21 protein-coding genes and 1 rRNA gene are annotated in these 24,788 nt (G+C 44.6%); 19 read left to right on the top strand and 3 right to left on the bottom strand.

Annotated features, from left to right (window positions below):
* Positions 1–31: 31 nt before the first annotated feature.
* Positions 32–559, bottom strand: coding sequence for a porin family protein (locus LZG74_RS25215; RefSeq protein WP_233799230.1), 528 nt, complete (start codon positions 557–559; stop codon positions 32–34).
* Between the two features lie 144 nt (positions 560–703).
* On the bottom strand, positions 704–1,297 hold the full coding sequence (msrA, locus tag LZG74_RS25210; protein ID WP_233799229.1) for a peptide-methionine (S)-S-oxide reductase MsrA: 594 nt from the start codon (positions 1,295–1,297) through the stop codon (positions 704–706).
* 257 nt (positions 1,298–1,554) lie between these two features.
* Here msrA and LZG74_RS25205 point away from each other — a divergent pair, with 257 nt between their 5' ends.
* The 17 genes from LZG74_RS25205 to LZG74_RS25125 all read left to right on the top strand — a co-directional run bounded on the left by LZG74_RS25205 (position 1,555) and on the right by LZG74_RS25125 (position 21,192).
* Positions 1,555–2,088, top strand: a complete 534-nt coding sequence (locus LZG74_RS25205) for a CopD family protein (RefSeq protein WP_233799228.1) — start codon at positions 1,555–1,557, stop codon at positions 2,086–2,088.
* A gap of 268 nt (positions 2,089–2,356) precedes the next feature.
* The gene (locus LZG74_RS25200) at positions 2,357–3,772 is read left to right on the top strand and encodes an anthranilate synthase component I family protein (protein ID WP_233799227.1); all 1,416 of its coding nucleotides are present in this window, start codon (positions 2,357–2,359) and stop codon (positions 3,770–3,772) included.
* Positions 3,773–3,804: 32 nt separating this feature from the next.
* Positions 3,805–4,371, top strand: coding sequence for an aminodeoxychorismate/anthranilate synthase component II (locus LZG74_RS25195; protein WP_233799226.1), 567 nt, complete (start codon positions 3,805–3,807; stop codon positions 4,369–4,371).
* A gap of 57 nt (positions 4,372–4,428) precedes the next feature.
* The gene (trpD, locus tag LZG74_RS25190; protein WP_233799225.1) at positions 4,429–5,418 is read left to right on the top strand and encodes an anthranilate phosphoribosyltransferase; all 990 of its coding nucleotides are present in this window, start codon (positions 4,429–4,431) and stop codon (positions 5,416–5,418) included.
* A gap of 6 nt (positions 5,419–5,424) precedes the next feature.
* Positions 5,425–6,243 carry an indole-3-glycerol phosphate synthase TrpC gene (trpC, locus tag LZG74_RS25185; protein ID WP_233799224.1) on the top strand — a complete coding sequence of 273 codons (819 nt, stop codon included), beginning with the start codon at positions 5,425–5,427 and terminating at the stop codon, positions 6,241–6,243.
* On the top strand, positions 6,240–6,890 hold the full coding sequence (locus LZG74_RS25180; protein ID WP_233799223.1) for a phosphoribosylanthranilate isomerase: 651 nt from the start codon (positions 6,240–6,242) through the stop codon (positions 6,888–6,890). The genes trpC and LZG74_RS25180 overlap by 4 nt, the downstream gene beginning before the upstream one ends.
* A gap of 5 nt (positions 6,891–6,895) precedes the next feature.
* Entirely contained in the window at positions 6,896–8,095 is a 1,200-nt protein-coding gene (trpB, locus tag LZG74_RS25175; RefSeq protein WP_233799222.1) for a tryptophan synthase subunit beta, read from the top strand.
* 21 nt (positions 8,096–8,116) lie between these two features.
* On the top strand, positions 8,117–8,317 hold the full coding sequence (locus tag LZG74_RS25170; protein WP_026632703.1) for a hypothetical protein: 201 nt from the start codon (positions 8,117–8,119) through the stop codon (positions 8,315–8,317).
* Positions 8,318–8,386: 69 nt separating this feature from the next.
* A complete protein-coding gene (locus LZG74_RS25165; protein WP_141110440.1) occupies positions 8,387–8,743 on the top strand; it encodes a Dabb family protein in 357 nt (118 codons plus the stop codon).
* Positions 8,740–9,540 carry a tryptophan synthase subunit alpha gene (gene trpA, locus LZG74_RS25160; RefSeq protein ID WP_233799221.1) on the top strand — a complete coding sequence of 267 codons (801 nt, stop codon included), beginning with the start codon at positions 8,740–8,742 and terminating at the stop codon, positions 9,538–9,540. Before LZG74_RS25165 ends, trpA begins: the two co-directional genes overlap by 4 nt.
* 96 nt (positions 9,541–9,636) lie before the next feature.
* Positions 9,637–10,374 (top strand): hypothetical protein, encoded by a 738-nt coding sequence (locus LZG74_RS25155; protein WP_233799220.1) that lies wholly within the window; start codon positions 9,637–9,639, stop codon positions 10,372–10,374.
* 189 nt (positions 10,375–10,563) lie between these two features.
* On the top strand, positions 10,564–13,884 hold the full coding sequence (locus LZG74_RS25150) for a DUF4175 family protein (RefSeq protein ID WP_233799252.1): 3,321 nt from the start codon (positions 10,564–10,566) through the stop codon (positions 13,882–13,884).
* A gap of 137 nt (positions 13,885–14,021) precedes the next feature.
* Positions 14,022–14,435 (top strand): rRNA maturation RNase YbeY, encoded by a 414-nt coding sequence (gene ybeY / locus LZG74_RS25145; protein ID WP_233799219.1) that lies wholly within the window; start codon positions 14,022–14,024, stop codon positions 14,433–14,435.
* A gap of 55 nt (positions 14,436–14,490) precedes the next feature.
* Positions 14,491–16,353 carry a tRNA uridine-5-carboxymethylaminomethyl(34) synthesis enzyme MnmG gene (gene mnmG, locus LZG74_RS25140; RefSeq protein WP_233799218.1) on the top strand — a complete coding sequence of 621 codons (1,863 nt, stop codon included), beginning with the start codon at positions 14,491–14,493 and terminating at the stop codon, positions 16,351–16,353.
* Positions 16,353–17,258 (top strand): class I SAM-dependent methyltransferase, encoded by a 906-nt coding sequence (locus LZG74_RS25135; protein ID WP_233799217.1) that lies wholly within the window; start codon positions 16,353–16,355, stop codon positions 17,256–17,258. The genes mnmG and LZG74_RS25135 overlap by 1 nt, the downstream gene beginning before the upstream one ends.
* 78 nt (positions 17,259–17,336) lie before the next feature.
* Positions 17,337–18,944: an Ig-like domain-containing domain gene (locus tag LZG74_RS25130; protein ID WP_233799216.1), complete on the top strand. Its 1,608-nt coding sequence runs from the start codon at positions 17,337–17,339 to the stop codon at positions 18,942–18,944.
* Positions 18,945–19,383: 439 nt separating this feature from the next.
* A complete protein-coding gene (locus tag LZG74_RS25125) occupies positions 19,384–21,192 on the top strand; it encodes a tetratricopeptide repeat protein (RefSeq protein ID WP_233799215.1) in 1,809 nt (602 codons plus the stop codon).
* A 130-nt stretch (positions 21,193–21,322) separates the two neighbouring features.
* Here the strand turns inward: LZG74_RS25125 and thrC are convergent, their stop codons facing one another.
* The gene (thrC, locus tag LZG74_RS25120; RefSeq protein ID WP_233799214.1) at positions 21,323–22,630 is read right to left on the bottom strand and encodes a threonine synthase; all 1,308 of its coding nucleotides are present in this window, start codon (positions 22,628–22,630) and stop codon (positions 21,323–21,325) included.
* A gap of 157 nt (positions 22,631–22,787) precedes the next feature.
* Between thrC and pruA the strand changes: the two genes are divergently transcribed.
* Positions 22,788–24,419 carry an L-glutamate gamma-semialdehyde dehydrogenase gene (pruA, locus tag LZG74_RS25115; RefSeq protein WP_233799213.1) on the top strand — a complete coding sequence of 544 codons (1,632 nt, stop codon included), beginning with the start codon at positions 22,788–22,790 and terminating at the stop codon, positions 24,417–24,419.
* A 255-nt stretch (positions 24,420–24,674) separates the two neighbouring features.
* Positions 24,675–24,788: ribosomal RNA gene (locus LZG74_RS25110) — 16S ribosomal RNA — on the top strand; the annotation flags it as partial.

The raw sequence follows: 24,788 nt of genomic DNA, 5'->3' as shown, positions 1-24,788 counted from the left end.
TCCGAAGCCTTTTTCATATATTTTGTTCTAATTAGAACTTGAATGTTAATCCTGCTTTCAATGGTGATGCATTGTAACCAACTTCTGCAAAAACACCGACAGTAGGTTTGAAATAGTAACGTGCACCTGCAAACGCTCCGAAGAATACGCCGCTTCCGTAAGCATCATAACCAACACCGTCATAAGAAGAAGTAGCAATACGATAACCCAATGCCGGACCAGCGTAAAGATCAAGATTATCGATAGTCAGGAAGTGCTTTCCAAAATGGTATGAACCTCTTGCACCAATGCTAATGAAATTGTAGTTCCAGCCGTAACCATAAATTCCGCCGCCGTAACCCCAGTGTACAAAGTCAAACTGACCACCGACGCTAATAAAGTCGTGTACACCACCTTCGTAGGAAGCACCAGCACCGATTCCGCCGCCGCCGTAAGTTCCGCCAAGGTTGATACCAACATTCAATAATTTATCTCCTTTTTCAAATTGTTGGGCAAAAGCCTTTTCCGAAGTTACGCCTAGAGCGGCCGCAACGAAAAACATAAATAGAATCTTTTTCATCGTAATAGATTAGTTATTGTTAAAAATAATAATGGCACAAATTAAAGCCATAATTTCAATGCTTCAAAACTTGTGCCATTGTAGTTATTATTCGGGGCGATGCCTAAACAAAAGGGGCGAAGCCGAAACTTCACCCCTGATCTATTATGTATTCTTTCTCAATTTTTCTTTGAAAACCTTCTTAAACTTGTCCAGTTTAGGCGCGATAACAAATGAGCAGTAGCCTTGATCCGGGTTGTTTGCAAAGTAGTTTTGATGGTAATCCTCAGCAATATAAAACTTGGGAGCTTTCGAAATTTCCGTTACGATTGGCTTTGCATAAGCGCCCGATTTGTCCAGTTCGGCCTTGGCTTGTTCCGCTAATTTGCGCTGGTCCTCGTTGTGATAAAAAATCACCGACCTATACTGCGTTCCAATGTCATTTCCCTGCTTATTCAGCGATGTCGGGTCATGGCTGCGGAAAAATGCCTCTAAAAGTTCCGCATAGGTGATGACTTTCGGGTCATAAACGACCTCCACACACTCTGCATGCCCGGTTGTTCCCGTGCAAACCTCCTTATAACTCGGGTTGGCAACACTGCCGCCTGCATAGCCCGAAACCACTTTTTTTACACCTTCCAAAGATTCCAGCACAGCTTCCGTACACCAAAAACATCCTGTTCCGAATGTTGCAATTTCAGTGTTGGCCATATCCACATTATCTTCGTCCAATGCCGTAGAAGACGCTTCGTTATTCATCTGCTTTTTTTGTTTTTTATCCGACTGTGCGCATGATATCACCACCATGCAACACAAAAACAGGAACGTGATAATTGAGATCGTAGTCCTCATGTTGTTGAATTGTATTATTGCTAATTGGTAAACGAATCGCGTTCCAAGAAAGTTTATCCGGCGGATTCGCACAATATTTACGAAATTTGAATTCAAAAAGATCGGCTGTTTGCCCGGGGCAGAATGCTACTGCGGCCTGCCCGCGCCGTGATTACTACATAACCATGACTTATCTTCATTTTAAGGCGCTGCATATCATTTTCGTGGTCTCCTGGTTTGCCGGATTGTTTTATATGCCGAGGCTGTTTGTTTACCACACCGAGGCCCGGGACAAAACAGAAGCGGAGCGGCAGGTTCTTTTTGCGCAATTTAGCAAGATGGAAAAGTTGCTTTGGAATGCCATTATGACGCCTGCTTGCTGGTTGACGATCATTTTCGGGTCCATAATGCTATACATTACGCCTTCCTGGCTCAATCAGGATTGGATGCAGCTGAAATTGCTTTTTGTGGCCGGTTTGCTGGCTTATCATTTTTACACGCGGAAGATCCTGCTGGAACTGCGTCGCGGAATATTCCGGTTTTCTTCTTTTCAGCTGCGGCTTTTCAATGAGATAGCGACTATCTTTCTTTTCTCCATTGTTTTCCTGGTGGTTTTAAAAAATACGGTCGATTGGCTCTGGGGCGTGCTGGGGCTGGTTATCTTTGCGGTTCTGATGATGACAGCCGTCCGGATCGTCAAGCGGATACGCGAGAAGTAACTGACTGAAACATTGCAATAATTTTTTTTCAAATAAATTAAATCACATTTATTTTATTTTATATTTGCCATTAGTAATGTCGCAAAGACATCATAACTGAGATATGAAAATTGTAAATACTATTTGGTGGTGGCGTGCACGTCTTAACAAGATGGACGAGTAGCTATTGCTTTGGTATAAACAAAATATACTTTACAAACGGCTCGCTGTTCATCTGACAGCGAGCCGTTTTTTTTGTGCCATTATTGAAAATTTTAAGATTTAGAAAATGTCAAATCCAACCTATCAGATCTCAACACGCCACAAAAAACTGCTGGCGGACACATTAACGCCGGTTTCTATTTATCTGAAACTGAGAGATCGTTTTGTCAACACCATTCTGCTGGAAAGCTCTGACTATCATGGCAATGAGAATTCATTTACTTACATCTGCTGCGATCCTGTTGCTTTTTTTAAGCTGAATCAAAACGTCGTTACGCAGCAATTTCCGGACGGACAGCAGCAAAATATTACGCTCGAAAATCCGAGAGACGCGGTGCAGACATTATATGCATTTGCGCAAAGTTTTAAATCTGAAAAGAGTGCTTTTCCATTTATTTCAAATGGCCTTTTCGGACATATGACTTACGATGCAGTGAGTTATTTTGAAGACATTACCATTCAGCCAGCGAGTCCGGAAACAGAAATAGACCAGATATTTTACCAGGTTTACCGCTATGTAATCGCCATTAACCATTTCAAAAATGAGCTTTACATTTTTGAACATCAGTATGGCAACGGCGAGCAGGAAAGCGGCATTGAGCAGATTGAAATTTTGATCAAAAACCGCAATTTTCCTAAATACGGCTTTCAGATCGCTTCCGAAGAAACGTCCAATGTTACGGATGACGAAATGCGTGGCGTAATCCAGAAGGGAATCGATCATTGCCTCCGCGGTGACGTGTTCCAGATCGTGCCTTCACGCCGTTTCAGCCGCGATTTCCAGGGCGATGAATTCAATGTTTACCGCGCTTTGCGCTCTATTAATCCCTCGCCTTATTTATTTTATTTCGATTACGGCAGTTACAAGATCTTCGGTTCTTCGCCTGAGAAACAGATTTTTATCAAAAACGGACAAGCTGAAATCCACCCCATAGCAGGCACATTCCGCAGAACGGGCGATGACCAGGCGGATGCCGAGGCGGCGCAGGCATTGTTGAATGATCCTAAGGAAACTGCGGAGCACGTAATGCTTGTTGATCTGGCAAGAAACGATCTGAGCAGAAGCTGTGATGCGGTGAAAGTGACTAATTATAAAGAAGTCCAGTATTATTCGCACGTAATCCATTTGGTTTCCAAAGTCGTAGGAAAGATGAATGAGGGCGTAAATCCTTTGCAGCTGGTGGCGGACACATTTCCCGCAGGAACGCTCTCGGGCGCGCCCAAGCACAATGCAATGAAGCTCATCGACCAGATGGAAACGAGCAACCGGAGCATTTACGGTGGCGCGATCGGGTTTATGGATTTCAATGGGGATTTCAACCACGCCATTGCGATCAGGACGTTCCTTAGCAAGAATAACACACTGTTTTTCAGAGCTGGAATGGGCGTTGTAGCGAAGTCGAATGTGGAGAGCGAATTGCAGGAGATTAACAGCAAGCTGGCCGCTTTAAGAAAGGCGATTGACTTTGCAGGAGAAATTTAAATCATTGGTAAAATCCTCAAAAACAGGAAATAATGAAAATTTTAGTGCTCGATAATTACGACTCTTTCACTTACAATCTCGTTTACATTCTCCGCGAGCTTAATGACCAGGTGGACATTGTCCGCAATGATAAAATCGCGCTCGAGGAGGTTGGGAATTACGACAAAATTCTTCTTTCCCCAGGCCCGGGCATTCCCTCGGAAGCGGGCATTATGCACGAGCTTATCCGCGAATATGGCCCCAGCAAGAGCATTCTGGGCATTTGTCTGGGACACCAGGGCATCGGCGAAGTTTATGGCGCCACGCTCGAAAACATGACCGACGTGCTGCACGGCATCAGCGACACAGCCATTGTGACGGATCCCACTGAACGCATTTTCCAGGGACTTCCGCAAGAGATCAAAGTCGGCCGTTATCACTCCTGGACGGTTATTCCGGAAACATTTACGGAAGATCTGACGATCACGGCGCTGGACGAAAAGGGCCGGGTTATGGGACTTTCGCACAAGAAATATGATGTAAAAGGCCTGCAATTTCACCCGGAATCGGTGCTGACGGAGCACGGCAAAGAAATGTTGGAAAACTGGTTGAAGATTTAGAAAACAAATCCAAATTTTCAACAGTAAAAACATTCTTTCATTACGCTTAGCAATATCATGAAGCAGATTCTTAGCCATCTTTTTGAATATAAGGTTTTAAGTAAAGAGTTATCCAAAGACGTCCTCATCGGCATTAGTACGGGTAAATATTCCAATTCTGAAATCGCCTCTTTCCTGACAATTTATGCCATGCGGAGCATTACGGTCGAGGAGCTCGAAGGCTTCCGCGACGCCATGCTGGAATTGTGCCTGGCCGTTGATCTTTCGGCTTATGATCCCATCGACGTTTGCGGAACGGGCGGGGACGGGAAGGACACATTCAATATTTCAACATTATCCTGTTTTGTGGTGGCAGGCGCGGGCCAGCATGTGGCCAAGCATGGGAACCACGGCGTTTCTTCACTTTGCGGCTCATCCACGGTGCTGGAATATCTGGGCGCCAAGTTTACCAATGATAAGGATGTGCTCGAACGCAAGATCAATGAGGCGGGCGTTTGCTTCCTGCATGCACCGCTTTTTCATCCTTCGATGAAGAATGTAGCGCCGATCCGGCGCGAACTGGGCGTGAAAACTTTCTTCAATATGCTGGGCCCGATGGTGAACCCGGTTTCCCCCAAAAAACAGCTTGTAGGCGTGTTTAGTCTTGAATTAGCGCGGCTTTTTGCTTATCTTTACCAACAGACTGATAAGCAATTTCTGGTTCTTCACGCATTAGACGGTTACGACGAAGTGTCATTAACAGGTGCTTTTAAAATGATCACCGCTCAAACGGAGCAAGTTCTGAATCCCTCGCACCTGGGGTTGCAAACCTTGCGCGCAGAGGACCTTTCGGGAGGAAAAACAGTCGAAGAATCCGCCAAAATTTTCATGGATGTATTGAACGATACAGCTACGTTTTCCCAAAAACAGGCTGTGCTGGCAAATGCTGCCTTGGCACTGCATTGTGCAAACCCGGCATTGTCTTTGCTGGATGCGGTGGAAACAGCGCGGGAATCTTTGGAAAGCAAAAAGGCGCTCAGAAGTTTTAAAAAATTGATAGAAGACTAATTACAGATGAACATACTAGATAAAATCGTTGCCCGGAAAAGAGAAGAAGTCATTGAGGCTAAGCAAAATAAGTCTGTTTCCGACCTGGAAAAAGAGGATTTGTTTGCACGCAAAACGGTTTCCCTCTCGGCGGCATTACGGAATGCTTCATCTCCCAAAATTATAGCGGAGTTTAAACGAAAATCGCCTTCCAAAGGAGTCATTAATGATCGGGTTGCTCCGGAAATTGTGACCTTTGACTACGTGAATGCAGGTGCGGTCGCGCTGTCTGTGTTGACGGATATTGACTTCTTTGGAGGCTCTTTTACTGATTTTCTCAGCGCACGCCGTGCCAACCACACCATTCCGATGCTCCGGAAGGATTTTATCATCGATGAATATCAGCTTTACGAAGCAAAAGCGATCGGCGCAGATGTGATCTTGCTTATTGCAGCCTGCCTTACGCCGACGGAAGTTGTTTCATTAAGTAAGAAAGCGCATGAATTGGGGCTGGAAGTTTTGTTGGAGGTGCACAATGCAGAGGAACTGGCCGCAACGCTGGGTGAAGACATTGATATAGTGGGGGTTAACAATAGAAATCTTAAAACTTTTGAAACGTCCATTGAAACTTCGATCGCGCTAAGTGAACAGATTCCCGATTCTTTTGTTAAAATATCAGAGAGCGGCCTGAAAGATGCCGAGACCATTTTGAAATTATACGGTCACGGCTATAAGGGTTTTTTAATTGGTGAAACATTTATGAAGACTGCAAATCCCGGAACCGCACTGGCGGATTTGCAAAATGACTTAACTCAACATAGCAATTTAAATCCTTTGGTTCTATGAAAATAAAAGTTTGCGGACTGCGCCAGCAAGACAACATTGAAAAAGTGGTGGCATTACAGCCTAACTTCATCGGGTTTATTTTTTATGAAAAATCACCCCGTTTTGTCGGCGAAGAGTTGGATGAAGAATTTATCAAAAGCATTCCCAATAATATCAAGAAAGTAGGCGTGTTTGTAAACGCCAGCCCGGGCCATATCCTGGCAATGGTTAAGAAATACGACCTGCAATACGCACAGCTTCACGGCAACGAAATGCCTGACATTTGCCGCAGCATTCGCCAGAAAGGGGTTAATGTGATCAAAGCATTCAGCATTGATGCGTCTTTCAACTTTGCGATGCTTAACAATTACAAGTCGTTCTGTGACCTGTTTTTGTTTGATACAAAAGGCGATAACCCAGGCGGTAACGGTGTGCCGTTTGACTGGAAACTTTTGAAAAAATACGATAATGAAAAGCCTTTTCTCCTCAGCGGGGGAATCGGGCTGGACAACATTGAAGACATTATAGAGTTATCCAAAACGCTGCCTATCTACGGAATTGATGTTAACAGTCAGTTTGAAACGGAGCCGGGCGTGAAGGACATTGCCAAGTTGGAAGAACTGTTCAGTTTAGTTCGTGTAAAAGAGAAAGAAGAGGCGGAAGCTTAGAAACTATGGAAGCAATAGCAGAAAAGAAGTCATATCAGGTGGACGGCCGCGGTTACTACGGCAGTTTTGGAGGTGCATTCATTCCCGAAATGCTGTATCCAAACGTGGAAGAACTGCGTGAAAATTATCTCAGCATCATTGCAGAGCCTTCTTTTCAAAAAGAATACAATGATCTCCTGCGCAATTACGTGGGACGTCCCACGCCGCTTTACCGGGCCAACAGGCTTTCGGAAAAATACAAAACCAACATTTTCCTCAAACGCGAAGATCTTTGCCACACAGGCGCTCATAAGGTGAACAACACCATCGGGCAGATCCTGATGGCGAAGCGATTGGGCAAAAAGCGTGTGGTTGCAGAAACCGGTGCCGGCCAGCACGGTGTTGCTACGGCGACTGTATGCGCGCTGATGGACATCGAATGCATTGTGTACATGGGCGAGCTGGACATTGAGCGTCAGGCGCCTAACGTGGCCCGCATGAAAATGCTCGGTGCAGAAGTAAGGCCCGCAACCTGCGGATCTCGCACATTGAAAGACGCTACGAATGAGGCGATGCGCCACTGGATCAATAACCCTGTGGACACGCATTATATCATTGGTTCCGTGGTAGGACCGCACCCTTACCCGGATATGGTGGCACGTTTTCAGGCCATTATTTCGGAGGAAATGAGATGGCAGCTCAAAGAGCAGACTGGCAAAGAAACGCCTGATTATGTGGTGGCTTGCGTGGGCGGCGGAAGCAATGCTGCGGGTGCTTTTTATCACTTTCTGGATGATGAAAGTGTAAAACTGGTGGCGGTGGAAGCTGCTGGTCAGGGACTTACTTCGGGACATTCTGCGGCGACGACGGCTTTGGGAAAACCAGGCGTTCTGCACGGAAGCCGCACGATATTAATGCAAACAGAAGACGGCCAGGTTGTGGAGCCATTCTCGATTTCAGCCGGTCTGGATTACCCAGGCATTGGTCCTCAGCATGCTTATTTGTATGACAGCGGAAGAGGGATTTTCATGTCGGCAACGGACGAAGAGGCCGTGCAGGCTGCATTTGAACTGACTCGTTTTGAAGGCATTATCCCGGCTCTGGAATCTTCACATGCCCTGGCGATTTTGGGTCAGCTGGGTGCTTCTGAAAACGAGAACGTGATCCTGAACCTTTCCGGTCGCGGCGATAAGGACATGGCCACTTACATGAAATACATCGATTAATTTACTCATAAATACATTGCAATGGCAACACTTACCTTACCCGAGGTTTTTGATCTGAGGCTCAAAATTCAGGAGCTGGAAGGCAAAGTAAACTCCGGCGAGCTTTCGCTTTTCGAAAGGTGCGACCTGGAAGACGAGATTCTCGAACTCAAAGAAAAGCTTGGCGAGTTTGACAGACTGAAATTCAGCGACGAGGGCGAATGCCTGAATTGCTCCGCATAGTAACAATCAATTCCTTACAGTTCAACCTTTTATCCAACTATGAATTTCAAATTACTATTAATGGCCGGAATGCTTCTTTTTGGCGCTATGGCTTCTGCTTCACCTCAAAACCCACCGAAAAAAATGCTCCGTCACGTCGTTTTATTCAAATTCAAAGATTCGGCGACGCCTGCGCAGGTGAAAGAAGTAGAAGATGCTTTCAGAGCATTGCCTTCGAAGATTAAGGAGATCAAAAGCCTGGAATGGGGCACGAACAACAGCCCCGAAGGATTGGCGCAAGGCTTCACGCACGCATTTTTCGTAACATTCGAGAACGAAGCTGCCCGCGAAGTGTATTTGCCTCATCCTGACCACAAAGCATTTGGAAAAGTCCTTGGGCCGCATTTGGACAAGGTTTTGGTGATCGACTACTGGACACAGGAATGAACCGCATAACAAACCTTTTTAGCGGCACGCAAAGCGACGGCGGCTTGCTGAATGTATATTTCACAGCCGGCTTCCCCGAACGCAATGACACCATGCGCGTTTTACGAGCCTTGCAGGACGGCGGCGCCGATCTTGTGGAGATTGGAATGCCTTATTCTGACCCTGTTGCGGATGGCGAGACCATTCAAAAAAGCAATGACAGGGCGCTGGAAAACGGCATGACCGTGAAAATGCTCTTCGAACAACTGCAGGATATGCGTGAGACAATTTCGCTTCCTGTGTTGCTGATGGGATACGTAAATCCGGTTTTGCAGTTTGGCATTGAAGAATTCTGTAAAAAATGCGCGGAGACGGGCGTCGACGGCTTAATCCTGCCCGATATGCCGATGGATGTGTATTTGAACGAATACAAAGCCATTTTCGACGCTTACGGCATTCTGAATATATTCCTGGTAACGCCGCAAACTTCCGAAAAACGCATTCGCCAGATCGACGAAGTGAGCGAAGGCTTCATTTACACGGTTTCCTCAGCAAGCGTTACAGGCTCGAAATCGGGTGTAAGCGAGGATATGGAATCGTATTTTGAGCGCCTGAATGCGATGCAGCTGCGTAACCCGCGCCTGATCGGATTTGGGATTAAAGATCATGATACATTCAAAAAAGCTTCGGATCATGCGGCCGGTGCGATCATTGGCAGCGCATTCATCCGAGCTTTGCAGGAGAGCAATGACTTGGAACAGGACATTAAATCCTTTGTAAGAAGTGTAAAAAATTACCCGGAAACGATCGAGGCATAGCCTCCGACGGCCTATATCAACATTGTTGCCTCAGGCACCACTTTTGTACAAACAACTCATATCGGGTTGTTTGTTTTTTTTAATAAAGGTGTGGATATGGGATCTCGAAACATTATTATCTTTTTTTTACTACTATGTTCCTCGCCGCTGTTTGCCCAGTTTAAGCTGGATGTCGAAAGTGGTGTGGTGTTTGGAACAAATTATAACAAAGTCCGCATTCCAAATGTGGGCGGCACAGAGGTGAACCTGGCGGAGGATCTGAGCATTGATCCAAAGATTTTTTACCGGATCAGAGGCACTTACACATTTGGCAAGCGGCATAATATCAGCGCATTATATGCACCTCTGTCTGTTAAATACAATGGTGCTTTCGGAAAAGACGTCAATTTCAATGGTTTGACTTACCAAAGTGGCCAGCCTTTGCAGGTTTTTTACAAATTCAACTCTTACCGGCTTACTTATCGCTACGACATTGTCGCTAAAACAAGGTGGCGTGTGGGATTAGGACTTACGGCGAAGATCCGAGACGCGGATGTGCGCTTCAAAAACGAATCACAGGACACGCATTTCGACAACATTGGCTTTGTTCCGCTGGTGAACTTTTATGCGTCTTACAAGCCGTCTTACCGCTGGTCTGTAATCCTGGAAGGAGATGCTTTGGCGGCGAAGCAGGGTAGGGCAGAGGATGTTTTCGCAGGTTTGGCTTACCAGATCAATCCGAAATTCAGCGTTAAGGCAGGTTATCGGGTAGTGGAAGGCGGTGCGGACACGGATGAAGTTTACAATTTCAACTGGATCAACTATGCTTCGGTCGGCGTTTTGCTGACACTTTAAAATTCACCATCGCAGAATGCACTAAAATGCCTGAGGAAAATCCATTTTAAACGATAGAATTCTATATAATTCGCTATATTAGTTTGTTTTATGCGTAGCAAAGCGGATCGTAATTTTTGATTCCGGCATACGTTATAAATTTCCAAACTGATATAACGAGACTCATATATGGCTGCATTTACCCCGGCAATGGAAGGCCTTTTGCTCCGCATCCAGGAATACCGTCAGAAATACTATCAAAACCAGCTTCTTAAGGGCATTATTTTCTCGGCCGGGCTGTTGCTGACGGTTTTTCTTTTCTTCAATACAATCGAATATTTCGGGCGTTTTAGCTCAGGGGTCCGGGGAATGTTGTTCTTCGGATTTTTGGCTGTGCTCGTTTTTTCATTTTTCCAGTGGGTCATCCAGCCTATTATCCATCTTTCGGGGCTCAAAAAGCCTATTTCGGACGAACAAGCTGCATTACAAATCGGTGAGTATTTCCCGGAAATCGGCGATAAGCTGGTCAATACATTGCAATTAAGGGGCCTAACGGGCACGCAATCGGACCTGATCGAGGCAAGTATCCGGCAAAAATCGGGGCAGTTGCTGATTGTTAAGTTTTCTGATGCCATTCGTTTTAATGAGAACAAAAAGCGCATTAAGTATGCCATTTATCCGCTTGCTGCCATTGCGGCAATCTTGCTTTTTAACCCCTCATTTTTCACTTCCAGCTCTGAGCGTATTATTCATTTTCAAAAGAATTACACTTACGCGCCGTTTTCATTTATTTTGGAAAACAAAAATCTGAAAGCATTTAGAAATGAGGATTTTACACTAAAACTGAAACTAAAAGGAGAAGCATTGCCCGCAGCTGCTTACCTGGTTCAGAACGGCTCTCGGTTTAAGCTCAATAATGATGGTAACCAGACTTATTCCTATACATTCAAAAACCTGCAAAGAGACGTCAAATTCTCGTTTGACGCGGCGGGATTTACTTCCGAGGAATATCGCATCAATGTTTCCGAGCGCCCTTCTTTGCTTTCTTTTGACGTAAACCTGCGCTATCCGGCTTATCTGAACAAACCCGCGGAAGGGTTGAACAATGTCGGCAATCTCTCCGTGCCGGAAGGAACGACGGTTGAGTGGAATTTTAACACTTCGTCTACCAAATCGCTGGCGATCAAATTTGAGGATGATTCTGCATTATATCGGGCGAAGGGGAGCGATGGGGAGCATTTTGAAATTAAAAAGACAGTGAAACGCACTTCACAATATCAGGTGAATCTGCAAAATGATGAGACGACGAATTCGGATAAAATCGGTTATTTCATCAATGTGGTTCCGGACAAATTTCCGGTTATGAACCTCGAAAACTTCCAGGATACGACGCTTTATAATTATCTGGTGCTGGGTGGCTCAATCAGCGATGATTATGGCTTCTCGCAGCTTAAAATGTTCTATTCTGTAAAAAGAGCGGATCAAAAAGAGGCGTCGCCGGCTAAAGGCATTCCCGTGCCTTTTAACAAAACGGTGAATACGCAGAGTTTTTATTTCCAATGGTATGTAGACAGCCTTAAACTCGCTCCCGGCGATAAGATCGAGTATTATGCCCAGGTGTGGGACAATGATGGCGTGAACGGCCCAAAAAGCGCCAAATCGAGGGCAATTCAGTTTACAGTTCCTTCCAAAGATCAGCTGGAAGCGGAAATTAAGAAGTCGGAGAAAGAGACGGAGGATCAAATGCAGTCGGCCATGAAAAAGGCGCAGAGTTTGCAAAAAGATTTGAATAACCTCGATAATAAGCTGAAAAGCAATAAAGAACTGGATTTTAAAGAGCAAAAGCAGATTGAGGAAGTGCTTAAGAAGCGCGAGGAACTGATGAAAGAGTTGCAGGCTTTGCATGAAAAAAATCAGAATGCGAATGAAAAATCGAAGCAATTCAACCAGCAAAGCCCGGAACTGCAAAGTAAGCTCGACCAGTTGCAAAAGCTCATGAACGAGCTAATGGACAAGGACACGGAAAAGCTTTACCAGGAGTTGAAAAAATTGTTGGAACAAAAACAAAGCGACCGCATGTCGAGCATGATGGAAAAGCTCAAAAACAAGGAAAATAACCTTGAAAAGGAGCTCGAACGGACGATGAAGCTTTTTAAGCAAATGCAGTTGGAACAAAAAATGGAAAATCTGGTCGAAAAGCTGGATGATTTGGCTAATAAGGAAGACCAGCTAGCGGATAAAAGCCAGGAAAATGACAAGAATAAAAACGCAGACGATAAAAAAGGCAAGAACGAGGAGCTGAAAAAGGAACAGGAGAAGATCCAGGAAGAGTTTGAGAAGGCGAAGGAAGATTCCAAGGAAGTCGAGAAAATGAGCGAAGAACTGGAACAACCTGTGGACACCCAGAAAGAGGAGCAAAAGAATGCTTCTGAGCAAATGGAAGAGGGTAAGAAGCAACTTGACAAGCAGCAAAACACAAAAGCCTCAGAATCGCAAAAAAAGGCAGCTAAATCGATGAAACAAATGTCGCAGTCTATGGAAGAATCCATGGAGGCTGCTGAAATGGAGCAGATGCAGGAGAATCTGGACGCATTGCGCGACATTTTAGAAAATCTGATCACATTATCCTTCGATCAGGAGACATTGATGAAAGATTTCCGCGGCGTGAGCTTGCAGGACCCCCGGTTTATCAAGCTGGGCCAGCAGCAACTGAAATTGAAAGATGATGCAAAAATTGTTGAGGACAGTCTTTATGCACTTGCGAACCGGGTGATCCAGATCCAGTCGTTCATTACGCGTGAGCTCAATGATATGAAGTCTTATATGGACGAGAGCGTAAAGAGCATCAAGGACCGCCAGATCAATCAGGCGACTGCGAAGCAGCAATTCGCGATGACTTCCATGAATAACCTGGCATTAATGCTAAGCGATGTCTTTAACCAGATGCAGCAGCAAATGGCCATGGCGATGCCGGGAAGCGGCAAGGGCAAAAAAGGAAAGCAAAAAGGTGAGCAAAAGGGCATGGGTGAAATGCAGGAGAAGCTCAACGGTGAAATGAAGAAGCTTGGAGAAGGGAAGGAGGGGCAAGGAAATAATTCCGAGAAGCTGGCCAGAATGGCGGCTGAACAGGCCATGATCCGCAAGATGATTCAGGACCTGATGGAATCGCAGAAAGGCACGGAGGTGGGCAAACAAATGAGCAAGGAGTTACAGGAGATCGCCGAGAAAATGGACGAGACCGAAACGGACCTGGTGAATAAACGCATTACACCGGAGCTTATTAAGCGCAACCAGGAAATCACTACGCGCTTGCTCGAATCTGAAAAAGCGATGAAAGAGCAGGACGAAGATGAGCAGCGCAAGGCCCAAACTGCGAAACAATTGCCAAGACAACCACCTGCGGCATTCGAAAAATACATCCGTGAGAAGGAGAAGCAAACCGAATTGCTGAGAACCATCCCGCCTACATTCTCGCCATTCTACAAAAGAGAGGTGGATACTTACTTCCGCAAGTATCAGGCTAAGAACTGATTATAACTGTATTTTGTTGTGAACATTCCGATGACCGCGTTTTAACACTTTTTAAGCAAGTTGTTATAGGCGCGGTCACCGGCTAAACTGATCTTAACCGGATAGTTTAGTATGTTTGTAATATTTTATCGCCTGGTATGCTTAATTTCTTCACCGAAAACGTCGATTTCGACCTGTTACGCCCGTTAAAAACAAAAAAGTGGATCAAAAACACCTCAATATCAGAGGGTTATGAGATAGCTGATTTGAACTATATTTTTTGCGACGACGATTATCTCCTGGAAATCAATAAACAATATCTTGATCACGACTATTTTACGGACATTATTACGTTTGACAATAGTGAGGAAGACAATGTGATTGAGGGAGATATTTATATCAGCGTTGATCGGGTTCGAGAAAATGCGGCAACGTTTAACGCTGATTTTGAAACTGAAATGCGGCGCGTTCTAATACACGGTTTGCTGCATTTAATGGGTTATGATGATACGGACGAAAAGCTGAAAGCGGCCATGCGGGCCAAAGAGGATCAGTATCTTCTGCTCTTCTAGTTAACATTTCCACGTGGAACACTTTAATTAAAGTGGTTTAATAAGTAAAAGAATTATGTTTCAAGAATATGATGTGATCGTGGTGGGAGCAGGCCATGCCGGATGTGAAGCAGCTGCGGCTGCGGCAACGATGGGCTCCTCCGTCCTGCTGATTACAATGAATATGCATACCATTGCCCAAATGTCGTGCAACCCTGCAATGGGTGGCGTAGCGAAAGGGCAGATCGTTCGGGAGATCGACGCGCTTGGCGGACAGTCGGGGATCATTAGCGACAAAACAATGATACAGTTCCGGATGCTGAATTTGTCAAAAGGCCCTGCCATGTGGAGCCCAAGATGCCAGAGCGACCGGGCCATGTTTGCTACGGAATGGCGGAATGTTTTGGAGCAAAATCCGAATGTTGACTTCTGGCAGGACACTGCGAAAGAAATCATCATTAAGGATGGAAAGGCTTGCGGCGTGAAGACGAGTCTGGGCATTGAGATCCATTCCAAATCCGTAGTGCTTACCAACGGCACATTCCTGAACGGACTCATTCACATTGGTGAGAAAAACTTTGGCGGGGGCCGGACAGGCGAAAAAGCAGCGACCGGCATCACCGAACAATTGGTAACATTAGGCTTTGAAGCAGGTCGCATGAAAACCGGAACGCCTCCACGGGTTGACGGGCGTTCGCTTGATTATTCCAAAATGGAAGAGCAACCGGGCGATGAAAATCCGTCCAAATTCTCTTACTCGGATACCAAGCCGCTTGCCAAGCAACGCAGCTGCTGGATTACTTACACTAATGGAGAAGTGCATGAAATTCTGAGAACTGGTTTTGAAAAATCGCCGATGTTCTCGGGAAGGATCAAGGGAATTGGTCCGCGTTACTGTCCTTCTGTTGAAGACAAGATCAACCGCTTTGCCGATAAAGATCGTCACCAGATTTTCGTAGAGCCGGAAGGGTGGGACACGGTGGAGGTTTACGTGAATGGTTTCTCAACCTCTCTGCCCGAAGACGTGCAATATGCAGCACTCCGGAAAATTCCCGGCTTCGAGAATGCAAAAATGTTCCGTCCGGGTTACGCGATCGAATACGACTATTTCCCGCCGACTCAATTGAAATCGACATTGGAAACACATTTAATCCAAAACCTTTTCTTTGCCGGCCAGATCAACGGGACGACGGGTTACGAAGAAGCAGCTTGCCAGGGATTGATGGCGGGCATTAATGCGCATCAGAATGTGCATGAGCTCGAACCATTCGTGCTGAAAAGATCGGAGGCTTACATTGGTGTTTTGATTGATGATTTGATCAACAAAGGCACGGAAGAACCTTACCGGATGTTCACTTCACGTGCTGAATACAGAACATTACTGCGCCAGGATAACGCCGACATTCGCCTTACTGAAAAAGGTTTTAAGCTAGGATTGGCGGATCTGACCAGGCTTGATAATGTTGAGAAAAAGAAAGCCGAAGTGGCTGAAATCATCGCAGCATTCTCGGCCACAAAATTGACGCCGGAAGAAATCAATCCAACGCTAGCTGCAATTGGCACCGCACCGTTACGTGAAAAAATCTCACTTGCGCAGCTTTTGAAAAGACCACAAATATCAATTGACCAGCTGACGGAAGCCAGCCCTGTTGTTGAGACTTTGCTCGAAAAATTTGGAAAAGATTCCATTCATCAGGCAGAGATAAATCTCAAATATGACAGCTATATAGAGAAGGAAATGTTGCTGGTTGAAAAAATGAACCGTCTGGAAGATTTGAGCATCATTGATAATTTCAACTATGATGTGGTTACTTCCCTGTCATTCGAAGGCCGTGAAAAATTGAAAAGGACGCGTCCTTCCACCATAGGACAAGCTTCCAGGATCAGCGGCGTGAGCCCTTCCGACATTTCAGTATTAATGCTATTCATAGGACGATAATGCCATTAGAAACGCTTCAGAATTGCCCCGTATGTGACAAGTCCAGCTTCAATAATTATTTGAATGTGGAAGATTACACTGTGTCGCATAAGGAATTTACAATCCAGCAATGCAACAATTGTTATTTCCTGTTTACCAATCCGAGGCCTTCGGAAGCAGAGATAGGGGCCTATTATCAGTCCGACGATTACATTTCGCACCACGATGAAAAGAAAACGAATCTGATTTCAAAGGCCTATACAGCCGTAAGAAACCGCACGATCAAACAAAAAGTGGAGCTGATCAATAGCCTTTCCGGATCGAAAGGAAGCATATTGGACGTGGGTTGCGGGACGGGTGTTTTTCTGACTGCTGCTACAAAAGACGGCTGGCAGATTTCGGGAACAGAACCGGATCCGGGTGCAAGAACATTGGCGCAGAAGAGGGCAGGGGCTTCAATCTTTGAAACCATTTACGCCGATGAACTCGACACAAAAACATTCGATGTCATTACAATGTGGCACGTCCTGGAACATGTTCATCTATTGAACGAAACCATTGACTGGCTGTACAAGCATTTAAAACCAAATGGCAAGATCCTCATCGCCGTTCCAAATCCGCAATCATTTGATGCTGCAAAATACGGTCGTTTTTGGGCTGCTTACGATGTTCCGAGACATTTATATCATTTCACCAAAGGCACGATGAAAACGCTCCTTCAAAAGCATAATTTGGAGGTCAAAAGCATTCTGCCAATGTGGTTTGATTCGTTTTATGTTGGAATGTTGAGCTCGAAATACAGCGGTGGAAGCATTAACTATCTTGATAGTGTAAAAACAGGACTTTTATCCAATTTGAAAGGGCGGGCGAAAGACAAAGACCATCTCAATACATCGAGCCTTATATACATTGTTTCAAAAAAATAATCAGTAATCCTGAAAAAATCCGACTGGGCCCTCAATACGCGTTATCTGTATTGCGGGCCTTTTAACTTTCCAAAATCAATGATCAGAACCATTGCCATTGCTATCATTTGCCTCGTTATTTTCGGTCGCTGTGCCCAGCAGGTTTCGCCAACCGGCGGTAAAAAAGATTCCATTCCACCTACGCTACTAGAAAGCAATCCGCCAAACAAAACGCTGAATTTTAAGGGAAAGAAAGTTGAGGTATTCTTTGATGAATATGTGGTCGTAGACAACATTAATCAGAAACTGATCATCACGCCCGAAGCTGATAACCCATATTCGTACAAGCAGAATGGCATGTCTGTTTCGTTGAATTTTAAAAATGAATTCAAAGACAGCACCACCTATACATTGAATTTTGGGGATGCAATAAGGGATTTTGCAGAAAAAAATCCGGCAAAAAACTTGAAACTCGTATTTAGCACAGGCAATACGCTCGATTCCGGACGGGTTTACGGGACGTTGAAAGATATAAAGACCAACAAGCCTATTTTTGATGCCCTGGTAGGTCTTTATAATCTCAGTGACACGCTTAACATTGCCAAACAAAAACCCTATTACTTCTCCCGCACAGACAGCAGCGGCATCTTTTCCATTGAGAATATTCAGACAAGAGATTACAAACTGATCGCGATTGACGACAAAAACCGCAACATGCTTTACAACGCTAAAGACGAGCGCATGGGTTTTTTGAGCAAACCGGTAACGGCCAGATCGGATTCTGCTTCCTATCATATCGATATGTTCCTCTCTGATAACACTGTGCTTAAGATCCAGCGGACCATTCCACGTGTTAATAATTATGCAGTTGTTTTCAGTAAGTCTATTGAAAAAGTGGATGTGAAATTTATGAACACCGACACTTTGCCCTATATGCTCGAAAATGGAGCAGCGATAAAGTTTTTCAATGTGCAGCCGCATCCGGATTCTACATTAGTAAAGCTGACCGTTACAGACTCACTCGGAACAGTGACTGATTTTGAACAAAAAATCGCATTTCAAGCACAGAGAGGGAAGGAGCGGCAGCGCGATCCATTGAATATGACGACAAAACCGGAAGGAAATAAGGCGCTTACCAACACATTTACTTACACCCTTAATCTCAATAAGCCCATCCAGTTCCTGGATGATAAGAACATTACACTTATTACGGACAGCCTTACGCACGAGCCGCTCAGCGCATTCAAATATCGCTGGGATCCGACGCGTACCACATTAACCATCGACGCAAAATCATTCGCAAAAGACACCATCAAATGGGACTTCCCAAAGGGCAGTATGCTAAGTGTTGAAGGCGACACATTGCCCAAAACGCTTATTAAGCATCCTGTTTTAAAGGAAGAAAATTATGGGCAGATAAGAGGGGCCATTGTCAATGCAGACACGGCCATGCGCTACATTATTGAGCTCGTCGACGAGCAATATAAATTGATAGAAACGCAATACACTACGCCATACACCTTCATAAATATCCCGCAGGGCAAATACTACATTCGGGTGACGCTGGATGCCAACCGCAACCGACGCTGGGACACAGGAGAGCTCGATAAGGACAAGCAGCCCGAAACCATCTACTATCTCCCCGATAAAATTCTTTTGAAGGCTAATTTTGAATTAAATGACATCAATGCCACGCTTCCAAAGTGAAATTTTCTCAATTTCTTATACACTAAGTGTGGATAACTATGTGAATAACCCGTAAATTTTGTTGGTAAATGGGTTGAAATTGTTAACAATTGTGTGGATAAGCGTTGATTACTGTGGATAAAAAATCGATTCGCCTGCTTGTGTGGGTAAATGTAAACTAAAATGAAGTTAACACCGCGTTGATACACTTTAGTTAATGTGGATAAGACAAAACCCTCCGACCGCTACGTTACCAACACTGGAGTGTGAACAGATAAATTCATAACTTGTAATTCAGCAAGTTAAATGTTGGTAATTCTAAAAACTTAAGTGGATAAACTCCCATAGTTATTCACAATCTGTGGATAACTATGTTAATCTACAGTGGATAAACCAATTATCCCCTTATCCACAGACATAGTAAGTGATAATAACTAAAGAAAAATTTTTTTTATCTATTATGAAAAAGGTTTCGAGTTGGGTATTGATGGGATTACTTCTTTCCGGGGCGGCCGCGGTGGGGCAGTCGGAGAAGGAGATGGCCGAGGAGTATTTTAAGAATAATGATTGTCCGAAAGCGCTGACTTACTACACCAGCTTTTTGAAAACAACATTTGAAAAGAATGCACTGAAGAATTACACGAACTGCATTATCAAGACAAAGGCCTGGGGCGACGGCGAGCAGTTTTTCAAAAAACAGACCAAAAATGATGCGCCTAATGCGAGCTGGTATCAGTTATACTGGAGCGTCATGCTGGAAGGCCAGGGGAAGGCCCAGGAAGCTGCAAAAAGAGTTGAGCAGAGCATCGCTGCATCGGGCACCAGGATTGAGCTTAAACGCGATTTGTCGGAAGAGTTCAGGGCTATGAATAAACCTGAATATGCGAAGCAAATATTGATAGAAGCGAGGGAAGCTGCGAAGCGAACTGACATTTTTCAGCTGGAATTAGCCAGTGTATACCGCGATCTCAACGCACCGGAACAGATGATCGATGAGCTCTTGTCTTACGGCATGCGTTACCAGAATATAGAGGTTGTCCAAAACATGCTGCAGGACTTTACGAAAGATGAAAAGGAGCAGGCATTATTGGAAAAGGTGCTATATGATAAGATCCAGAAATTCCCTGCCGAAGGTTTTTATAATGAATTACTCATTTGGTATCAGATCCAGAAGAAGGATTTTTACAAAGCATTCATACAAGAGCGCTCGCTTGACAAACGATTTAAACATAATGGGTCACGGCTATACAACCTGGGCATGCTGGCTCTTCAGAATGTTGATTATAATAATGCCGGCACCATCTTCGACCATTTGGTAAAGGAATATCCCAAAGGCCAGCTTTATCCGGTTGCCCGGAGAATGGCTATTTTTGCGCGCGAGGAGCAGGTCAAAAATACTTATCCGATCAAGCGCAGCGAGGTGCAAAAGCTCCTTGGACAGTATCAGCAATTGGTGGATGAACTCGGGGTGAATGTACGGACCGTAGAGGCGCTTCGGAATATGGCGATCCTGAATGCCTTTTATATGGATGATTTCAAAAAGGCAATTGAAATCCTCAACACCGCTATCGATGCAGGCAAAACCGAGAAAAATTTTGTAGACAAATGCAAGCTTGACCTGGGCGATATTTACCTGTTGAAAGGCGAACCCTGGGAAGCGACATTGGTGTACTCACAAGTTGAGAAATCACAGAAGGATGACTTGTTGGGTTATGAAGCGAAGTTGAGAAATGCGAAGCTACATTATTATAAGGGAGAGTTTGAGCTGGCCAAAGCCGTGCTGGACATTTTGAAAAAAGCAACATCGCGAGAAATCGCGAATGATGCCAACGAACTGTCGCTGCTTATTATGGATAACACCGGACTAGATAGTACGGAAGCAGCAATGAAGCAATATTCGTCTGTGGAGCTGCTGTTGTTCCAAAATAAAAAGTTCGAAGCGCTTGACACATTGAAACAGCTTTATACCAAATATCAAAATCACAGCCTGGCAGACGAAATCCTTTGGCTCACCGCGGAAACATACATGAAGCTCGATAGCAACCAGCAGGCGATGGAAAATCTGAAAGTGCTGACGACAAAATATGGCCACGACATTTATGGCGACGATGCATTGTTTGCATCCGCAAAACTTTATCAGGAAAAATTAAAAGACAAGGATCTTGCCATGAAGCTCTATCAGGAATTGATGGAAAAATATCCGGGTAGCATTTTTGTCGCCGAGTCAAGAAAACGTTTCCGACTTTTAAGAGGAGATGTGATAAATTAAAAATACTTGGGCAAAAACCAAAAGAGGCAGAATCTTCATGATTTCTGCCTCTATTGGTTTTAGTATATGCGGACTCAGATGCGATTGAATGCCTGTATTCAAATCTCGCGCGGTTGAGTTAACGCAATTTTTAACTTAATGCGCTCATTAACAAGTTTTTGAAGTCTGAAAACGATGCTTCCATTTTCGTAGCCACTTTTTCAATGGATAGCAATGATTCGAGCCTTTCGGGAATTTCTATTGATTCTTCCAAAGTTTCTTCCACCAGGTCGATAAATTTGGCCGGATGAGCTGTTGAAAGAAAAACGCCGGTAAAATCTGAAGTGTTCAGCTTGCGATATTCCTGAAGACCTTCGTAAGCAACCGCGGTGTGCGGACACATGACATATTCTGATTTTTCAAAAACTTCACGCATGGCATTTTTAGTCTGCCCATCGTCAAAATAAAATCCGCTAATTTTTTCAGTTACCAATGTCCAGTCATCTTCAAAAAATCTTTGCAGTCTCACAAAGTTGCTGGGGTTACCGACGTCCATGGCATTGGACACTGTTTCGATGGACGCTCTCGGTTCGTAAGCTCCGCTCTTCAGATAACGTGGCACTGCATTATTAAGATTGGTGGCCGCAATGAAATGTTCGACCGGCAAACCCATTTTGTAAGCCAGGAGCCCGGCACTCAAATTTCCAAAGTTTCCGCTCGGCACAGAGAAAACCACAGGCTTACCCAGCTTTTTCAATTGTGCATAAGCCGAGAAATAATAAAAGGACTGGGGGATAAGGCGCGCAATGTTGATGGAATTGGCAGATGCCAGGTTAAATTTAGCATTCAGCTCGGGATCCAGGAAAGCTTCTTTAACCAGTTTCTGACAATCATCAAATGTGCCGTCAATTTCAATTGCCGTTACATTATGGCCTAATGTAGTAAGCTGTTTTTCCTGAATGTCGCTCACTTTACCGCTTGGATAAAGAATTGTAACGGAGATGCCCGGAATTTTATAAAAACCCTGAGCAACCGCACCGCCTGTATCTCCCGATGTAGCAACCAGAATGTTTATTTGCTTTTTGGACCGCAGCAAATAATGGGACATGATTGCCGCCATAAACCGTGCTCCGAAGTCTTTAAACGCCATAGAAGGTCCGTGAAAGAGCTCTAAAACATAGTCCTGCTCATTGATCTGCCGAACCGGCGCCTCGAAATCATAAGCCTTATGAATGATGGTTTCAATTTCGCTTCTCGTAATTTCGTTTCCGAATAGCGTATGCGTTATCTCGATAGCGATCTCATTGAATGTTTTATTTTCAATGTTTGCGAGAAAATCAGGCGAAAGCTGCGGGATAGATTCCGGCATATATAGCCCGTTATCAGCAGGCAGGCTGTTGAAGATGGCTTCTTCCGCCGAGGCCTTGATACTGGCTGTTTTTGTACTATAGAATATCATTTCAGTAACTATTGTGCAAACTTTAGAATTCAAATTTAAGTAAAAAGCGGGCAGGAAGGTTCTACAAATTTTTTATGGCTTTGAAATTGGTCAGTGAATTTGTCGGGCCAAGGCTGTGTTTTATAAAAAGATCCATAATAATTAACAAACTATAAATATGTCTATAGGTATTTTTAATGTTCCCGCAGTGCGGAATGAGCCTGTAAAAAATTACGCACCAGGCAGCCCCGAAAGGGAATTGTTAACAAAAGCCCTTGAAGAAGCGAGAGCAAAAACCATCGATATTCCGCAATACATAGGCAACCAGGAGATTTACTCTCAAAATAAGCGCCCCATATCGCCACCGCACGATCATCAGCATTTGCTGGGCCATTTTCACGAAGGAACCGCAGATGATGTTAAGCTTGCCATTGACGCCGCACTTGAAGCGAGGAAGAGTTGGGCTGTGCTCAATTGGGAGCAGCGTGCAGCTATTTTCTTAAAAGCGGCGAATCTGATAGCTGGTCCTTATCGTGCAAAGATCAATGCAGCCACGATGTTAGGACAATCCAAAAATGCTTATCAGGCGGAGATTGATTCAGCGTGTGAAATCATTGATTTTCTGCGGCTTAATGTCAACTTTATGCGGGACATTTACAGCCAGCAACCCATATCTTCTGATGGTGTTTGGAACCGGATGGAATATCGTCCTTTGGAAGGGTTTGTGTTTGCGATCACACCTTTCAACTTTACAGCGATTGCTGGAAATTTACCTGCTGCACCTGCATTGATGGGTAATGTTGTGATATGGAAGCCAGCATTTACGCAGGTTTATTCGGCCAATGTGATCATGAAAGTGTTCAAAGAAGCAGGCTTGCCCGATGGTGTTATCAATATGATCCTGGCGGACGGCCCGGTTGCCGGGAATATTATATTCAAAAATCCGGATTTCGCTGGAATTCACTTCACAGGAAGCACGAAAGTGTTCCAGACTATATGGAAGACGATAGGTGAAAATATCGCTTCATATAAGACGTTTCCGAGGATTGTTGGAGAAACAGGTGGTAAGGACTTTGTACTTGCCCACAAATCAGCCGATCCGAAAGCACTGGCAACAGGTCTGATCAGAGGTGCATTTGAATATCAGGGACAGAAATGTTCAGCTGCTTCCCGCGCTTACATTCCCTCTAATTTGTGGGAGGAAGTCAAAAAATTAATGCTTGCAGATTTGCAGGAGATTAAAATGGGAGGAGTTGAGGATTTTTCGAATTTCGTGAATGCCGTTATAGATGAAGGGGCTTTTGATAAAATCACTGGATATATAGCAAAGGCCAAAGAAGACAATGACGTCGAAATTGTCGCAGGCGGCGACTTTCACAAGAGCAAGGGTTACTTTGTTCAGCCAACCATTATAAGGGCTCACAAAACGGATTATGTAACGCTCTGCGAGGAAATCTTCGGACCTGTCCTTACTGTATATGTATATGATGAAAATGAGTTCGAAAAAATCATCCCGATCATCGACAGCACTTCACCCTATGCATTAACCGGTGCCATCTTCGCAACGGACAGATATGCTATTCAGTATGCGTCTGAGCATTTGGTCAACGCCGCGGGGAACTTCTATATCAATGATAAGCCTACTGGTGCAGTTGTAGGACAGCAACCATTTGGTGGGGCGAGAGCTTCCGGCACAAATGATAAGGCTGGATCAGTTTTAAACCTGCTTCGTTGGGTCTCACCTCGGGCAATAAAAGAAACACTAGTTTCCCCACTTGATTACAAATATCCCTTCTTAGGAGGCCAGTAATTGTATAATTTTGTTGATTTGTTTAAAGGGTTGAAGAACTTTCAGTTTTTTGAAGTTTTTTTTTGAAGTGATATTGCAACCCTAAAATCTTTTTCTACCTTTGCAATCCCAATCGCAAACGGCGAAAGAGAAAAGAAGAAAAGAAAGCGCGATTGGCCCTGTTCTTTGACATGATGAGATAAACCAAGAGAGTAAGAAATACTCGTTTAAGAAGATTCGCTGATATCTTTCGGGATATACAGCACAACAAAATTTACAATGGAGAGTTTGATCCTGGCTCAGGATGAACGCTAGCGGCAGGCTTAATACATGCAAGGCGAGGGGGCAGCAATGTCACCGTCGTACGGGTGCGTAACGCGTATGCAACCT

Origin of the sequence: Dyadobacter sp. CY327 (genome assembly GCF_021390415.1) — a bacterium.
GTDB lineage: Bacteria > Bacteroidota > Bacteroidia > Cytophagales > Spirosomataceae > Dyadobacter > Dyadobacter chenhuakuii.
The sequence above is the reverse complement of the archived record's forward strand: the minus strand, read 5'-3'. Positions and strand labels throughout refer to the sequence as shown.

Coding starts and splice junctions, on each gene's coding strand:
- LZG74_RS25195 (WP_233799226.1), top strand. CDS start 3,805: ATGAAAATTTTAGTGCTCGATAATTACGACTCTTTCACTTACAATCTC.
- LZG74_RS25180 (WP_233799223.1), top strand. CDS start 6,240: ATGAAAATAAAAGTTTGCGGACTGCGCCAGCAAGACAACATTGAAAAA.
- trpD (WP_233799225.1), top strand. CDS start 4,429: ATGAAGCAGATTCTTAGCCATCTTTTTGAATATAAGGTTTTAAGTAAA.
- trpB (WP_233799222.1), top strand. CDS start 6,896: ATGGAAGCAATAGCAGAAAAGAAGTCATATCAGGTGGACGGCCGCGGT.
- LZG74_RS25155 (WP_233799220.1), top strand. CDS start 9,637: ATGGGATCTCGAAACATTATTATCTTTTTTTTACTACTATGTTCCTCG.
- msrA (WP_233799229.1), bottom strand. CDS start 1,297: ATGAATAACGAAGCGTCTTCTACGGCATTGGACGAAGATAATGTGGAT.
- mnmG (WP_233799218.1), top strand. CDS start 14,491: ATGTTTCAAGAATATGATGTGATCGTGGTGGGAGCAGGCCATGCCGGA.
- thrC (WP_233799214.1), bottom strand. CDS start 22,630: ATGATATTCTATAGTACAAAAACAGCCAGTATCAAGGCCTCGGCGGAA.
- LZG74_RS25125 (WP_233799215.1), top strand. CDS start 19,384: ATGAAAAAGGTTTCGAGTTGGGTATTGATGGGATTACTTCTTTCCGGG.
- trpA (WP_233799221.1), top strand. CDS start 8,740: ATGAACCGCATAACAAACCTTTTTAGCGGCACGCAAAGCGACGGCGGC.
- LZG74_RS25200 (WP_233799227.1), top strand. CDS start 2,357: ATGTCAAATCCAACCTATCAGATCTCAACACGCCACAAAAAACTGCTG.
- LZG74_RS25215 (WP_233799230.1), bottom strand. CDS start 559: ATGAAAAAGATTCTATTTATGTTTTTCGTTGCGGCCGCTCTAGGCGTA.
- LZG74_RS25130 (WP_233799216.1), top strand. CDS start 17,337: ATGATCAGAACCATTGCCATTGCTATCATTTGCCTCGTTATTTTCGGT.
- LZG74_RS25205 (WP_233799228.1), top strand. CDS start 1,555: ATGACTTATCTTCATTTTAAGGCGCTGCATATCATTTTCGTGGTCTCC.
- ybeY (WP_233799219.1), top strand. CDS start 14,022: ATGCTTAATTTCTTCACCGAAAACGTCGATTTCGACCTGTTACGCCCG.
- trpC (WP_233799224.1), top strand. CDS start 5,425: ATGAACATACTAGATAAAATCGTTGCCCGGAAAAGAGAAGAAGTCATT.
- LZG74_RS25150 (WP_233799252.1), top strand. CDS start 10,564: ATGGAAGGCCTTTTGCTCCGCATCCAGGAATACCGTCAGAAATACTAT.
- LZG74_RS25135 (WP_233799217.1), top strand. CDS start 16,353: ATGCCATTAGAAACGCTTCAGAATTGCCCCGTATGTGACAAGTCCAGC.
- LZG74_RS25165 (WP_141110440.1), top strand. CDS start 8,387: ATGCTTCTTTTTGGCGCTATGGCTTCTGCTTCACCTCAAAACCCACCG.
- pruA (WP_233799213.1), top strand. CDS start 22,788: ATGTCTATAGGTATTTTTAATGTTCCCGCAGTGCGGAATGAGCCTGTA.
- LZG74_RS25170 (WP_026632703.1), top strand. CDS start 8,117: ATGGCAACACTTACCTTACCCGAGGTTTTTGATCTGAGGCTCAAAATT.